Genomic DNA, 15,843 nt, shown 5'->3' with positions numbered 1-15,843 from the left:
ACCACTATGATATAATTTGTTAGCTTCTCGTAATATTTTTGAAATATTGTAAAGAATATAAAACATTATATTTTTGGGAATGAAACTAGGTTTTGGAATAGCAAGCTAGGCAAAGTAAAATCTCTAAAGCGTTACTAAATCTAATAGGTAGGGGTATGTTTTTTGTTATTTTGGAATATTTATTTAGTTAATCTAATTAGCTGCTTGTATAGCATTTCCTTGGTTTATAGAAATGATTGTTCACTTTCAAATATATGAATCAAAATATGAACGAATTGTAGGTAGTGAACATAAAGAATAGAATCATGTCCAAATTAATTCAACCCTCATAGAATCTAGTAAAATGTGCAAAAGATTGGACATCTTACTCTTTCCCGAAGAGATAAACATTCATAAAAAAATAAAATATAATAACTAAAAAAACCGCCACTGCATCATGCAGTGGCGGTTATTACATTTGCTCCCTACTAATGAATGAATAGACTTTTACAGCTGTAATATAGAAAATCATGTGAACAATAAAATATATCGCTAAAATGGCCATGATATATTTCAAAAGACACAGTAATTTTTGTTAAAAGATAAGAAAGAATATAATTTTGTGTGTTGTCTAGCTCCAGCGCCCAGCGACTAGTAGATTTCGCCCATCTCTTTACGATAAGTCAACACGAAAAAGGCTACTGCCTCTTCGTGTTTCCTTTATCTCAGTCGAAGTGCTCCAATCTATACGTCACTAAACAGGCGCTTGCGCTTTTCTTACTTAAAAGGATCAACTTGGTCAGGAAGTGTTTTATTGGATTGATATAGTAACTCAGATACGGTAACACACTTGTATCCATTTTTATATAGATGAGATAGAATATCATCCAATGCTAGAACTGTTTGCGAAACTTTTGAGTCATCATTACCGTGCCAATCATGTAGCAAAATAATATTGCCAGGTTGTACACCTGTCGTAATGATTCTTGAAATCTGATTAGCAGCCGTATTACGCCAATCTTTTGGGTCCTGATGCCAAGACCATAGAACGACAAGCTTGTTGTTTTTTACTGCAGTATTAACGATTAATTCATTAAAAAGTCCTCCAACAGGTCGATAAAGCTTAGGCTTTTGCCCAGTAATTTGTTGAATAATTGCATCCGTTTCATCTAATTCTGTTGTTAATTTCTCCGCCGAAATATTTCGGCTATAAATATGATTGTATGTATGATTGGCTATTTCGTGACCTTCCGCAACCTCGCGTTTTAATACTTCAGGAAATCGTTTTACCTTATTACCAGCTACAAAGAAAGTTGCTTTTGCATCATATTTAGCCAATAGGTCAAGAATTTGTGGAGTGAAAACAGGATGTGGTCCATCGTCAAAGGTAATAGCAACGATTTTCTTATCCGTATTGACCTCCCAAATGACATGTCCGGTTTTTTCATATTCATTTCTACTTTTGGCAAAAGTGGGGTGAGGATTTTGTATAGAATAAATAGCAATAAGTAATAGGGCTATTGCCCATATTTTTTTCATAATACATACACTCCTATCAAATACATGTAGGGTTAGTGTATGGAATTGAGATTAAATTATTAATGGAAATGAATTTCGTATCACGATGTAAATAATTTAGTTAGAGAAACACCTATTATTTTTCCTGTTTTTGGGCAGATTGGTTTATAAGAATTCATTTCTATGCCAGGAGGAAAAATATATGCAAGAACCTAACTATCCAGAATCATATTGGGTTGAATCAGCAAAAAGAATAGAAAGTGACAATTCCATTGAAAGTCAAAAAATAGAAACAGTTATAGTCGGAGCAGGCATTACCGGTATTACATTAGCATACCTGTTAGTTCAAGAAGGTGTGAAAGTTGCTCTAATTGATGCTGATCGAATTATTCATGGAACAACAGGTCACACAACTGCAAAGATTACAGCTCAACATGGATTGATATATGACAAAATGATTAATCAATCAGGAATTGAAAAGGCTTCGTTATACTATAAGGCTAATAATGAAGCACTTCAATTTATTGCTGATACGATTCAGAAACATGAAATTTCCTGTGATTTCAGTAGACAGGATGCATATGTATATACAAATATGGATGAATATTTTGATAAGATTATGCTAGAGCACAGAGCATATGAAAAGCTAGGCATTACGGGTGACGTAGTGAAAGAACTACCGATTTCTATTGATGCTAAGCTAGGTATTATGATGAAGAATCAAGCACAGTTTCATCCTGTTAAATATTTAAATAAGTTAGTTGAAGCTTTTGTAAGTAGGGGAGGTATTCTCTTAGAAAATACACCTGTTGCTGATATTGAAAACGATGAACATCCTAAAGTTATATTGAAGAACGGGGGACAAATCGAAGCGAATAAGCTTGTATTGGCAACGCATTATCCTTTTTATGATTGGCCAGGGCTATATTTTGCGAGGTTGCATGCGGAACGTTCTTATGTAGTAGCGGCTAAGAGTACGAAGCCTTATGCTGGTGGTATGTACATAAACGCAGAAAGTCCTACACGTTCAATTCGCTATACGCCTTTGAATGAAGGAGAAAATTTGTTGTTAATTGGTGGAGAGACACATAAAACAGGGCAAGGAGAAAGTACATTGTCCCATTATGAAAAGCTTGTTGAATTCACAAAGAATAATTTTGGTATAGAAGAAATCAGTTATCGTTGGTCTGCTCAAGATTTAGTAACGTTAGATGATATTCCGTATGTCGGACATATTACAGCGGATGAGCCGAACATTTACGTTGCAACAGGGTACGCGAAATGGGGAATGACGAATGGTACAGCTGCTGCTCGTGTAATACGAGATTTGATTTTGGATAAGCAAAATGATTTTGTGGATTTGTATACGCCATCTCGATTTGATGCAAATCCTTCTATTAAAAATGTAATTGTGCAAAATGCAGATGTGGCTAAGCAGTTAATAAAAGGGAAGTTAGAAGCACCTGACAAAACGATAGAAGATATAGCAAATAGTGAAGGTGCAGCAGTGATGATAAATGGTGAACGTGCTGGTTGTTATAAGGATGAAGAAGGTCAGATTTATTTGGTTGATACGACTTGTACACATATAGGCTGTGAAGTGAAGTGGAATAGTGGCGATCGTAGTTGGGATTGTCCTTGTCATGGTTCTCGTTTTTCTTATAAAGGTGAAGTGATGGAAGGTCCAGCTACTGAACCGTTGAGACGAATAGATTTAGATTAATGGAACAGGTGTTCGAAAAGTGATTAAAAATCACTTTTGGGACGCCCTTTTACGCTTTTTCTAAAAAGTAAGATATATTTGATGTGAAGTGAAATTTACATTAATGTAAAATGAAGGTAAAAACACAAAGGTGAGCATATGGCTAAAAATTTAAAACTTAAATCAGCCAGAGCTTCTAAGGATATGTCGCAAAAGGCATTAGCTGAAGCGGTTGGTGTGACTAGGCAAACGATGAATGCAATAGAAAGTGGAGATTATAACCCTTCTTTAAAATTATGCATAGCCATATGAAAAGTACTAGATAGAACGCTTGATCAACTTTTCTGGGAGGATGATTAAAATGTTGAAACAGCAGTATGATGAAAGGCAAATGCATAGTTTGGATTTTACTCATTTAATAGGGATTGGAACGGTATTTTTATGTTCTGGTAGCTTATTAAGGAGAAAAAATAGTCTTTAGCAGAAAATGAGGTTGTTCAAAAAGTGTAAAGGGGCTATCTGAACAGTGATTAAAACTCCTTTTTCAGACAGCCCCATTTCAATTTATTAATTTATCTTAACTTCCTCATCTAAACCTTCATGATAAGGCACACGACTTCGTTGTTGCATTAAGAAGAGGAAAACACCTATTAGTACAATTAATCCTCCAACAATTTGCCACCCTACAAGTCGTTCTCCTAATAAAAAAATCGCTAGAATAGTAGCCCCGACAGGCTCACCCAAAATACTCATGGATATAGTTGTAGCATTTACATAGTTTAATAACCAGTTATTAATAACATGTGCAACAGTTGGTACGATGGCTAGTAATAGGAAAATACCCCATTCACGCGCTTCGTATCTAGTAAAGGAAACACCAGCTATAAGATTATAAAGTGATAATATGATGGCTGCAAAGGTAAAGACAGTAAAGCTATAAATCCAATGAGATATTTTCTTAACTGTATTTTGACCGATTAATAAATAACCGACAACTGCAATGACACTTAGAAAGGATAGAATATCTCCAAGAATCGCATCTTTGCTTAATCCAAAATCTCCCCATCCAATCATCATAGCTCCGATAATAGCTATAGTCATCGTCATCATTGAAGCAAAAGTTGTTCGTTCCTTAAAGAACAAATAACCTCCTGCTAATGAAATAATCGGCTGAAGTGCAAGTATAATCGTAGAACTTGCGACAGTGGTTAATTTGAGAGAACCGAACCACAGTAGGAAATGTAGAGCTAAAAAGAATCCTGAAAATAATAATAGAAGCCAATCTTTCTTGGTTATTTTGCTGAATTCAGCTCGCTTCATCCACACAATAGGAAGCATGAGTAGGCTAGAAAGCCACATACGGTACATACTTGAAATCGATGCTGGAGCTTCAGACCATTTTACAAAAATGGCTGAAAATGAAATCGCTACAATAGCAATAAATAATGGTAAACCAATTGATTTTCGACTTTCCTGCACCCTATTCACACCTTTCTTAATTTAAGATTCTGTATTTCTATGCTGAGCCAAATGGGTTCTCGCATTTTTAGTGTTCAAGGAAAGACTTTTGATCAAGTTTGAACGGGATAAATAGATAGTATCATATTTAAGATTTATAGCTTTCGTATAATCAAAAAGAACATAAAAAAAGCAGTCGAATGGTTCGACTCGCTGAAATATTTTCTGTATATAGTTTAAGAAAAAACAATCCTAAACATTGATTATAATATCATAAGTGAATCAGCTAGCTCAATATTGATTTTAAACAGAGGATATTGTTCTAAAGAAGAGAAATAAAAAATGGAGTTGGGGGAATCATTCGTATTTGGGGTATTTAGTAGTTCTTAATACGCCTTATGAGCAGACTGCAAAAGAGGTAATAAATAGTATAATGCTATTTATTGATGTAATATTGTTATTGGGTATTATTGTATTTTTGATTCGTTATTAATCGAACCATGAAAGAAGGGACTAGAATGCTAGATTTACAATATCCAATTATTCAAGCACCTATGGCTGGAGGTGTATCGAATCCAACACTTGCTTCAGCAGTTTCGAATGCAGGAGGATTAGGTTTTCTAGCAGCAGGATATAAATCTTCTGAGGCATTAAAGCAAGAAATAACAGAAGTGAGAAAACTAACAACAAAAGCTTTTGGAGTAAATATTTTTGTTCCAAGTAGTGAAGACGTTAATGAGGAAGAATTAGTTGCTTACGGACAGAAAATCGAAAAGGAAGCAGAAAAACTCGGAACTAGTATTGGAAAAACGGTTGCTGACGATGATGATTGGCAAAACAAGCTTCAATTGATGGTAGAAGAAAACGTTCCAATTGTAAGTTTCACATTCGGGTGTCCATCATCAGATATTATTCGCAAATTGCAAAACAATGGTACATACGTTATTATTTCTGTGACTAATTTAGGAGAAGCTACTCTTGCAGCAAACTCAGGAGCGAATGCGCTTTGCTTACAAGGAATGGAAGCTGGGGGGCATAGAGCTTCTTTTTCCAATAAACAAATGGAAGAGCAAGAGTTTACTATTCTAGATTTCATATCAATAGTACGTCAAAATATTAATCTACCTATAATAGCTGCTGGAGGTTTAATGGATGGACAGGCTATTCAGCAAGTATTAAATGCAGGTGCTAGTGCTGCACAATTAGGAACAGCATTCTTATGTTGCCCTGAAAGTGGTACTAATCCGGTTCATAGAGAAGCTCTAATCAGTGCACGTTTTACATCTACAGCAGTTACACGGGCATTTACAGGACGCCGAGCAAGAGGATTGGTAAATGAATTCTTAACAGCTTATACCGAAGTTGCTCCGGCTGCTTACCCTCATATTCATCAAATGACGCAACCTCTGAGAAAATCAAATAATGTAGAGTATATGTCATTATGGGCTGGTGAAGGTTTTAAACAGTGTCGTGAACTACCAGCCGCTGCTTTAATTGAAATTCTTATGGAAGAACAGATAATTACTAAATAAGAATGACTCATTGAAAGAGGGTGTATCAAGGTGATTTTCCATCACTTCTGAGACACCTTGTACTTGTTTACGACAAGTATGTCTCAATGCATGTTTCGTAAATGGATTATGTTGGTATAGATACATAATGGCTGATAAAAATAATATTTACAATATTATGGTAGCTAAGTATAAAGGTTATTTCACTTTGCATATAGAAAACGTTCTATAAGAATGAAAGGAGATAATACTATGAAAAATTTACAATACCCAATTATTCAAGCTCCTATGTCTGGTGGGGTTTCGACTCCAGAGCTTGCCGCAGCGGTTTCTAACGCAGGAGGATTAGGTTTTCTTGCTGCAGGTTATAAATCGACTGAAGAGGTAAAAAAAGAAATTGAGTCAGTAAGAAAACTAACTACAAAAGCTTTTGGCATAAATACTTTTGTTCCAAGTAGTGAACCAGTTGATCAAGAAGAGCTAGAAGCTTATCGAAATAAAATTGAAAAAGAAGCAGTAAAGCTAGGAACAACGCTTGGAGCTACATATGATGATGACGATGATTTTAGAAATAAAATGCAATTATTCATAGAAGAAAAGGTTCCAGTTGTAAGCTTTACGTTTGGATGTCCACCTGCAGAAGCTATTGAGGCATTACACAAAAATGGCACGTATGTCATTGTTTCTGTAACTACTTTAGTACAAGCTATTCTTGCAGTAAATGCAGGAGCGGATGCACTTTGTCTACAAGGCATTGAAGCTGGTGGTCATCGAGCAACTTTTACGAATGATCAAACTGGAGCTCAAGAATTTGGTATATTAGAATTCATCTCTGTCATCCAACGAAATATAAATATACCATTAATCGCTGCAGGTGGATTAATGAATGGGCAAGATATCCAACAAGCATTAAACGCAGGCGCCAGTGCAGTGCAATTAGGAACAGCATTCTTACTTTGTCCTGAAAGTGGTACAAATCCAGTTCATCGTAAAGCTTTAAAAAATCCACGTTTTACAGAGACTGCAATAACTCGTGCATTTACAGGACGTCGTGCAAGAGGGCTAGTGAATGAATTCTTATCAGCTTATACAGATATGGCTCCAGCTGCTTTCCCCTATATTCATCAAATGACGATACCTCTTCGACTTACGAATAATGAAGAGTATATGTCTTTATGGGCTGGAACAGGGTTTAAACAATGCCGTGAACTTCCAGCTGCAGAACTAGTTCAACTTCTTATGGAAGAAAGGGCAATAACAAAATGAAACAGGTTGTAGTTAATACTGCTTAAAAACCGGAGCTGCCATTTCAGCTCCGGTTTTTTGAATTGTATTAGAGAAGTTTGTAATCTTGACAATACATTTGGTGCGTTGTATAGTTGCTTTATAAAAAAAGTTAGATTTCTAACTGTTAGATATATCCCGTTCAAACAGGCGCTAAGACTCCCACTTCAAAACGGAAGCGAATGCAAGGCGTTTAAGTGGGAGACAAGCGCCTGTAAGAACCCGATTGGTTCATCATAGAAATGCGTAATCAGCCTGTTTAGCTCCGACAAGCATAAGAAAGATCTCAGTAGGTAATGTGGTTTTCATTTCCGGAAGAGAGATTGCTTATGACCTCGAGGAGCTGGCTGATGGAGCAAGACAACTAATGCTCGGGTGGGGGATGAATGAAAACCCCCACCGAGCAAAGTTTCACTTTATAACAAGGAGGTTTGAGATGTGAGGTCTAGAATGGATACCTCTTATTCTAACTTGCTTCAAAGTATTGGAATTAAAATGAAACGAAAAGCAGATGATCGTATTAATGAGCTAGGTCTGAATGCACAGCAAGGGCGAATAATTAGCTATATATATGAGCATCAAGATCAAGGTGTTATTCAAAAAGACTTAGCGGAAGCCTTCCAGCGCCGCGGGGCGAGCATTACGAGCATGCTACAAGGCTTGGAAAAAAAAGGTTATATTGAGCGAAAAATTCCTGCGGATAATGAACGACAAAAGAAAATTTATGTATTACCAAAAGGAGCCGAACTAATTGAAGCCTTCAACGAAACATTTACAGATGTAGAGGCAGAACTTGTTCATGCTCTGACAGAAGAAGAGAAGAAAACATTACTAATATTATTGAAGAAAGTCAATGAAAGTATCGATTAATGTATACACAGTAGCATAAGCTACTGTTAGATAAATAGTTAGAATTCTAATAGTTAATATTCTAATAGAGGGGGATATGTATGAAAAATCAGGAGTCAAATACGTATTATTTAGAGGAGGCACCAATTAAGAAAGCAATCGCTCATCTTTCTATTCCAATGATGCTTGGGATGTCAGCTGGAACCATTTACAATATTATTAATGTTTATTTCATAGGATTAGTCCATGATACTGCTATGCTTAGTGCGATTATATTGGGTCTACCAATTTTTACGATCTTAATGGCCGTTGGGAATATTTTTGGCGTTGGTGGTGGAACGTTTATTACACGATTAGTTGCTAAAGGTGAATTTGAGAAAGCGAAAGGAGTAGCGGGTTATTCATTTTATTGTAGTATTCTTGTTAGTGTCTTAATAGCAGTTATTGCTTATTTTGCCATAACACCACTTATTCATTTACTTGGTGCGGATGATGCTACATTTGATTACACGAAGCAATATGCCCTCACTTTATTTGTTGGTGGATTCACTATTATATGGAATTTTGCTTTAGAGCAAATCGTGCGTTCAGAAGGTGCATCTAAAGAGTCAATGTACGGAATGTTCATTAGTATTGTTTTGAGTATTATTTTTGATGTTCTCTTCATTTTAGTTTTAAACTGGCACGTATTTGGTGCGGCTTTGTCGATGGTTTTAGCCAATATCGGATCGACTATTTACTACCTTTGGTATTTAGAAACAAAGAGTGAGCACCTTAAAGGATTTTTACATCATTTCAAAATTGATGTGAAAGCTCAATTAGAAATATATAAAATTGGTGTTTCGGAACTATTACAAGCATCGTTTTTAATTGTCACAACCTTGTTATTAAATAATTACGCGATGGATTACGGCGAGCATGTTGTGGCTAGCTTTGGTATTGCGTTAAGAATCGTTCAGCTACCTGAATTTTTTTCGATGGGGTTATTCTTTGGGATTATTCCATTACTTGCGTACAACTTCTCTAATAAAAATTTCACTCGTTTAAAGGCTGCTATTAAACAGACAGCGATATACATTGGGGCTATTTCTGGGATTTTTATTACGGTATCTTTTATTTTTAGAGAACCGGTTATGCAGTTATTTTCGAATGATGCGGAAGTTCTTACAATAGGTGGGTACGTCTTAATTGCGATGTTAATCTCTGCTCTTTTCAATGGCTTTACAGGGTTGTTCACAGGGGTTTTTCAAGCGTCGGGTGAAGGCGTTCCGACAATCATTATGGCTATTACGCAAGGTGTTCTTTTCATTCCAGTTATTATTGTGTTACACCATTTCTTTGGTTTGTATGGCATCATTTGGTCGATGACTATTACCGAAGTGATTGCTTGTGCGATAGGCTTCGTTTTATTTCTTATTTATAATAAAAAAATCAATACAAGCCAATTACATTCAAAATTAGCGTAAAAGTTCATATTCAATTCATAACTTCTTTATATAATCCTTCGTAATAACAGAAACGAAGGGATGTATAAGAAAGATGGAAGAAATAAAAAAAGAAAAAGGATGGCACCAGTTTATTCGATTAGTCGGGCAGACGAAGAAGCCATCGAAACTGATGGTAGGAAGTGCTTTATTACTTAGCCTATGTACAACTGGAGTTGGTTTATTAGTACCTTTATTTACGAAAGATTTAATTAATGATTTCTCCCTTAGCTCACTTAGTGCTGGAAAGGTAACTCTTCTTGTTCTCGCGATTATTATTCAAGCATTAGCTGGTGGGGTTTCCGTTTATTTATTAAATCGGATTGGTCAATCTGTAGTAGCAGGTATTCGAGATCAATTATGGAAGAAGCTACTTGTTTTACCTATTAATTATTTTGATGAACACCCATCAGGAGAAACAGTAAGTCGTATGACGAATGACACGTCTGTAGTGAAAGGGCTAATTTCGGAGCATCTTGCTAATTTTGTGAATGGTGTTATCTCGATTATTGGTTCTATAATCGTTTTGTTTTTATTAGATTGGAAAATGACGTTGGTAATGTTTATTTCCATCCCACTTGCTGTTGCAATATTACTGCCATTAGGGAAAAGAATGCATCAAATCTCAAAAGGAATGCAGGATGAAACAGCGAGCTTTACGGCGGTTCTTCAACAAGTACTTACAGAAATACGTCTTGTAAAATCATCAAATGCAGAACCAATTGAGTATCAAAATGGGAAAAAAGGAATTACCGCATTATTTCAATTTGGATTGAAAGAAGCCAAAATCAATGCGCTTGTTTCACCAGTGATGAGCTTGGTCATGATGGGGTTACTCGTTTTAATCTTAGGTTATGGAGGTATGCGTGTTTCTTCAGGAGCTCTAACAGCAGGAGCGCTAGTGGCATTTATCATGTATTTGTTCCAAATTGTGATGCCAATGGCTCAGTTGGCAGAATTCTTTACGCAATTCCAAAAAGCGACAGGTGCAACAGAACGTATTGTTTCCATCTTGGATACGGTAGAGGAAGAAGATTCGACATACCAAGTTGAAAACATGAATCAAACAATCAAGGTAGATCATGTAAACTACAGCTATCATAATGGAGAGCAAATACTTAAAGATGTAAGCTTTAATGTTGAATCGGGTAAGGTGACGGCAATTGTTGGTCCAAGTGGTAGTGGAAAAACAACTCTTTTCTCTTTATTTGAACGGTTCTACAAGCCACAGGAAGGTTCTATTACAATTGGAGGACAGTCTATACATGATTTCACACTTCTTTCTTGGAGAAGTCAGATTGGTTACGTTTCGCAGGAAAGTCCAATTGTATCTGGTACGATTCGAGATAATATTTGTTATGGTATGGAAAGAGATATATCGGATGAGGAATTGCATCGAGTAGCGAAAATGGCATATGCAGATCAGTTTATTCTGGAGCTTCCAGCTGGATTTGATACAGAAGTAGGTGAAAGAGGTATGAAATTATCAGGTGGTCAAAGACAAAGAATAGCTATTGCTCGTGCCTTTTTAAGAAACCCAAAAATATTAATGCTTGATGAAGCTACTTCAAGTCTTGATAGCAAATCGGAACAAGTTGTACAACAAGCATTGAATAACTTGATGAAAGGAAGAACAACAATCATTATTGCTCATCGTTTATCCACAGTTATTGATGCCGATCAGATTATCTTTCTTGAAAAAGGGAAAATAACAGGAAGAGGTACGCATACAAAGCTATTCAATTCACACTCGCTGTATCGTGAATTTGCTGAGCAGCAGCTACACAAACTTGAACTAGCTTAATACGTTGAAAGGAAAGAGTAGGATGTCAAAAGTATTAATTGTCGATGATGATGTTCATGTTCGTGAACTTTTACTCCTTTTCTTAAGAAAGGAAGGGTTTGATTTGTATGAGGCGTCCGATGGGCTACAAGCATTGGACGTAATGGAAAAAGTGAAAATAAATGTAGCTATTATAGATGTCATGATGCCAAACATGGATGGCTGGGAATTATGTCAAGAGATACGAGGCTTTAGTGATATTCCCATATTGATGTTAACGGCAAAAGGAGAAACATCACAGAAAGTGAAAGGGTTTGGACTTGGAGCGGATGATTATTTAGTGAAACCATTTGAACCAATTGAATTAATAATGAGAGTAAAAGCCTTATTAAAGCGTTACAAAATCACTACTTCTCAAACGGTTACGATTGATGAATTAATGATGAATCGTAAAACGCATGAAATTTCATATGAGAATCAAGCATATACCATTCCACTAAAGGAATTTGAATTGCTGTTTAAGTTAGCTAGCAATCCAGGAAAAACATTTACTAGAGAAGAGCTAATTGAAGATATTTGGGGGTATGATTATGAGGGCGACGAACGGACTGTTGATGTTCATGTTAAAAGGGTAAGAGAACGGTTTCCTGAATCTATATTCCCATTTCGTATACGTACGATTTGGGGATTAGGATATCGGCTTGAGGTCATCCAATGAAGGCAAATCTATTGTTTAAACGTATATTTGGTGGCTTGTTTTTTCTAGTATTTATAACCGTTTGTTATTCTGCAGGTTATTGGATTGTTCAGTTACTTCCTATTAATATGCCAGATTATGTTGAGTATATCGTTACCATAATCATAAGTTTTATGATTATGAGCATCATTCCTTTTCTTATGCACTTCTTTGGTCATTCTAAGCGTCGCAATATTTATTTTGAAATTATTGAAGCTTTAAGAAAAATTGCAAATGGTGACTTTAATGTTTACTTAGATTTTAAAATGGATCAGAGAAATGAAATGACGGAAATTATTACTCATTTTAATCACATGGCTAAGCAATTAAAACAAATGGAGGAAATGAGACAGGAGTTTATCTCCAATGTATCTCATGAAATACAATCACCGCTTACATCCATTGTCGGATTTGCTCAAGCCATACAATTTAATAATTTATCAATAGAAGAAAGAAATCATTATCTCAATATTATTGAAACTGAAAGTCGGAGATTATCTAAACTGAGTGATAATCTTCTTAAACTGACATCTCTTGAATCCGAGCATCATCCATTTGAGAAAAAAAGCTATCGATTAGATCAACAATTGCGGACAATTATATTGGCTAGTGAACCAAATTGGACAGAAAAAGAATTAGAATTAGATGTATCATTAGATAAGGTTTTAATCTGTGCAGATGAGGATTTAATGAGTCAAGTATGGACAAACCTTATACACAATAGTATAAAATTCACTTCTGAAAAAGGAACGCTTAGTATCCATTTACAACAGATTGATCACTATGCAGTCATTTCGATTTCTGATACTGGAATTGGTATTTCTGAAAAAGATCAAATTCATATTTTTGAGCGCTTCTATAAAGCGGATGAGGCGAGAGTGCGTTCGAAAAGTGGTAGTGGATTAGGTTTGTCAATTGTGAAAAGAATTATTGAGATGCATGAAGGGACGATTTCTGTTAGTAGTGAGCTTGGTAAAGGAACGACTTTTATCATACAAATCCCTATATAAAGACGAAGGGGGTGGAAAAAATAAAGAAGACGACAAAAATACAAAAGCTGTGCCAAGGCATTTGAAAATGATTTGGGCACAGCTTCAGACTATATTTTAAGTGTATTTGTTTATTGTGCTATTTTGATTGGAGAAAATGGTTCTTTATATGTAGACTCCCATAAATCAATACGTTCTTGTACATGAATTTCATCTCGTAAGCTACTATAATCAGCATCAATTTTTTTAGAGATTCTATTTTGCCAAAATTCTTTGAATCCTTGTTGGATCAGAATTGTATGTTCAACAGTTGTAGTTTCACCATCGTTATGGAATAAAACGAGCACTTGGCTATCTACAAAGTTTGTTTCAGGTAAGATTTCATTTAATAAGTCCACAGTGATTACATTTTGTAAACGCTCCTGCTCTTGTGGGTCTGGGTGATGCAATGTGTTTGGGCAAATGTGAACAACATTTCCCTTTTCTACCATAACGACACGTACATATCCTAATGTTTTAGTTGCTTGTTTACTCATATAATCATCCTTCTTTCTTAAAGAAAACTATATCATTTCTTTGTTATAACTAAACTATACCACAAAGTTTGTGAAATGTTGAGCAAACTTTTTCAAAAGGGTAATATTTCCTTGTGATATTCTAGAGTCTTACAAAATATAGACGAAATGGAAAATGTGTTAATATAATGATAGTTATTACAATTAAATATGTATGGAGGGAAGACTATTGGAAAGAAGTCATTATAGATGGAGTAGTAAACAAATCCGAAAGCATGTTGAGGTACTTGATGGTATTGACAGCCCTCATATTGTATTAAAAAATGCGACATATTTAAATTCATATATACGTGAATGGGCTGAGGCAAATATTTGGATTTATGATGACCGTATTGTGTACGTAGGTGAAAAACTACCAAAGTCATTAGAACAATGTGAGGTAATCGATTGTGGCGGACAGTTTTTAGTACCTGGGTATATTGAGCCGCATTCACATCCTTATCAATTGTATAATCCTCATACATTAGCTACATATGCAGCACAAGCTGGCACAACGACTTTAATTAATGATAATCTATTATTCTTTTTTCGATTAGAGCGAGAAGTAGCATTCGAACTACTAGAAGACTTTCAGAACATACCTACTAGTATGTATTGGTGGTGCCGTTTTGATGGGCAGACAGAGTTACCAAATGGAGACCAAATCTTTAACAATGAGGATGTACTAGCTTGGCTTCAACATAAAGCGGTCCTACAAGGAGGCGAGCTTACAGCATGGCCAAAGTTATTAAATGGTGATGACCAAATGCTTAGCTGGATACAGGAAACGAAAAGACTGAAGAAGAAAGTTGAAGGACATTTTCCAGGTGCATCTGAATCAACATTAGCAAAGTTAATGTTACTAGGGGCGGATTGTGATCACGAAGCAATGACAGGTAAGGAAGCTTTAACTCGTCTGATGCAGGGCTACACTGTTTCGCTTAGAAATTCTTCAATTCGACCAGATTTAGAGAATATTTTAAAGGATTTATTAGAATTAGGCCTTCAGCAATTCGATAAGTTCTTTTTTACAACTGATGGGTCACATCCTTTCTTTTATGAAGATGGTATGAATGATGCAATGATTGCAATGGCAATTGAAGCAGGTGTTCCGTTGATTGATGCTTATAATATGGCAACGGTTAATATTGCTCGATATTATAATTTCGAACATTTACATGGAACTATTGCAACAGGGAGAATAGCGAATATTAATATTTTGGATAGTAAAGAAAATCCTACACCTGTTAGCGTGCTAGCAAAAGGAAAATGGGTGAAAAAAGATGGCAATAGTATGAATGAGCAATCAGTCATCAAATGGGATCATTTCGGCATTACGCCAATACAGCTAGAATGGAATTTACAACAAGAAGATTTGCAATTTGCAGAGACAAGTGGAATGGAGTTAGTAAATGATGTTATAGCAAAGCCGTATACGAGTACAATTAATTTAGATTGTGATGAAATTTCTTCTGAGTATGATGAATGTTTCTTTATGATGATTGCTCGTGATGGTACTTGGCGCATAAACACGTTGGTGAAAGGATTTGCTCAACGATTAAGTGGTTTTGCAAGCTCATATTCAGGTACAGGCGATATAATTTTAATCGGAAAGAGTAAAGAGGATATGGTGTGCGCCTTTAATCGGATGAAAGAGATAGGGGGAGGTATTGTCATTGTAGAGGAAAAACAAATCTTGCATGAAATCTTCTTACCTTTATCGGGTATCATGTCTACTTTAGATATGCAAACGTTGATTCAAGAAGAGAAAAAGATGATAAAACTTCTTCAAGAGCGAGGCTATCAATATAATGATCCATCTTTTACTTTAACATTTTTCTCAGCAACACATTTGCCTTTCATTAGAGTAACGCCAAGTGGATTATTTGATGTGAAGAATGGAAAGGTTATAGCTTTTCCAATCGATCGTGATTTACATATTACTGATGAAGTGAAAAATTAGGAATATCATATAATTCTGCATAATTTCTCCATA

At 35.6% G+C, this 15,843-nt stretch carries 13 protein-coding genes; 10 read left to right on the top strand and 3 right to left on the bottom strand.

The window, feature by feature from the left end:
• Positions 1-756 precede the first annotated feature (756 nt).
• Entirely contained in the window at positions 757-1,518 is a 762-nt protein-coding gene (locus TX86_RS15475) for a polysaccharide deacetylase family protein (RefSeq protein ID WP_042349764.1), read from the bottom strand.
• A gap of 181 nt (positions 1,519-1,699) precedes the next feature.
• Between TX86_RS15475 and TX86_RS15470 the strand changes: the two genes are divergently transcribed.
• The gene (locus tag TX86_RS15470) at positions 1,700-3,220 is read left to right on the top strand and encodes an FAD-dependent oxidoreductase (protein ID WP_042349762.1); all 1,521 of its coding nucleotides are present in this window, start codon (positions 1,700-1,702) and stop codon (positions 3,218-3,220) included.
• Positions 3,221-3,358: 138 nt separating this feature from the next.
• Complete coding sequence (locus TX86_RS15465) at positions 3,359-3,511, top strand: helix-turn-helix transcriptional regulator (RefSeq protein WP_042349760.1); 153 nt, start codon at positions 3,359-3,361, stop codon at positions 3,509-3,511.
• A 255-nt stretch (positions 3,512-3,766) separates the two neighbouring features.
• Here the strand turns inward: TX86_RS15465 and TX86_RS15460 are convergent, their stop codons facing one another.
• Complete coding sequence (locus TX86_RS15460; RefSeq protein ID WP_042349759.1) at positions 3,767-4,678, bottom strand: DMT family transporter; 912 nt, start codon at positions 4,676-4,678, stop codon at positions 3,767-3,769.
• 497 nt (positions 4,679-5,175) lie between these two features.
• Here TX86_RS15460 and TX86_RS15455 point away from each other — a divergent pair, with 497 nt between their 5' ends.
• The 7 genes from TX86_RS15455 to TX86_RS15425 all read left to right on the top strand — a co-directional run bounded on the left by TX86_RS15455 (position 5,176) and on the right by TX86_RS15425 (position 13,314).
• Positions 5,176-6,189 carry an NAD(P)H-dependent flavin oxidoreductase gene (locus TX86_RS15455; RefSeq protein ID WP_042349757.1) on the top strand — a complete coding sequence of 338 codons (1,014 nt, stop codon included), beginning with the start codon at positions 5,176-5,178 and terminating at the stop codon, positions 6,187-6,189.
• Between the two features lie 231 nt (positions 6,190-6,420).
• A complete protein-coding gene (locus TX86_RS15450; RefSeq protein ID WP_042349755.1) occupies positions 6,421-7,434 on the top strand; it encodes an NAD(P)H-dependent flavin oxidoreductase in 1,014 nt (337 codons plus the stop codon).
• A 456-nt stretch (positions 7,435-7,890) separates the two neighbouring features.
• Complete coding sequence (locus TX86_RS15445; protein WP_230203626.1) at positions 7,891-8,322, top strand: MarR family winged helix-turn-helix transcriptional regulator; 432 nt, start codon at positions 7,891-7,893, stop codon at positions 8,320-8,322.
• 80 nt (positions 8,323-8,402) lie between these two features.
• Entirely contained in the window at positions 8,403-9,767 is a 1,365-nt protein-coding gene (locus TX86_RS15440; RefSeq protein ID WP_042349754.1) for an MATE family efflux transporter, read from the top strand.
• A 73-nt stretch (positions 9,768-9,840) separates the two neighbouring features.
• A complete protein-coding gene (locus TX86_RS15435; protein WP_042349753.1) occupies positions 9,841-11,589 on the top strand; it encodes an ABC transporter ATP-binding protein in 1,749 nt (582 codons plus the stop codon).
• A 22-nt stretch (positions 11,590-11,611) separates the two neighbouring features.
• Entirely contained in the window at positions 11,612-12,286 is a 675-nt protein-coding gene (locus TX86_RS15430) for a response regulator transcription factor (RefSeq protein ID WP_042349751.1), read from the top strand.
• On the top strand, positions 12,283-13,314 hold the full coding sequence (locus TX86_RS15425) for a sensor histidine kinase (RefSeq protein WP_042349749.1): 1,032 nt from the start codon (positions 12,283-12,285) through the stop codon (positions 13,312-13,314). The genes TX86_RS15430 and TX86_RS15425 overlap by 4 nt, the downstream gene beginning before the upstream one ends.
• 110 nt (positions 13,315-13,424) lie before the next feature.
• On the opposite strand, the gene TX86_RS15420 is transcribed toward TX86_RS15425, so the two are convergent.
• Entirely contained in the window at positions 13,425-13,829 is a 405-nt protein-coding gene (locus TX86_RS15420; RefSeq protein WP_042349748.1) for a hypothetical protein, read from the bottom strand.
• 208 nt (positions 13,830-14,037) lie between these two features.
• Between TX86_RS15420 and TX86_RS15415 the strand changes: the two genes are divergently transcribed.
• Complete coding sequence (locus tag TX86_RS15415) at positions 14,038-15,810, top strand: adenine deaminase C-terminal domain-containing protein (protein ID WP_042349747.1); 1,773 nt, start codon at positions 14,038-14,040, stop codon at positions 15,808-15,810.
• The last annotated feature ends 33 nt before the right edge of the window (positions 15,811-15,843 follow it).

The organism is Bacillus massiliigorillae (assembly GCF_000380245.2).
GTDB lineage: Bacteria > Bacillota > Bacilli > Bacillales > DSM-1321 > Bacillus_AD > Bacillus_AD massiliigorillae.
The sequence above is the reverse complement of the archived record's forward strand: the minus strand, read 5'-3'. Positions and strand labels throughout refer to the sequence as shown.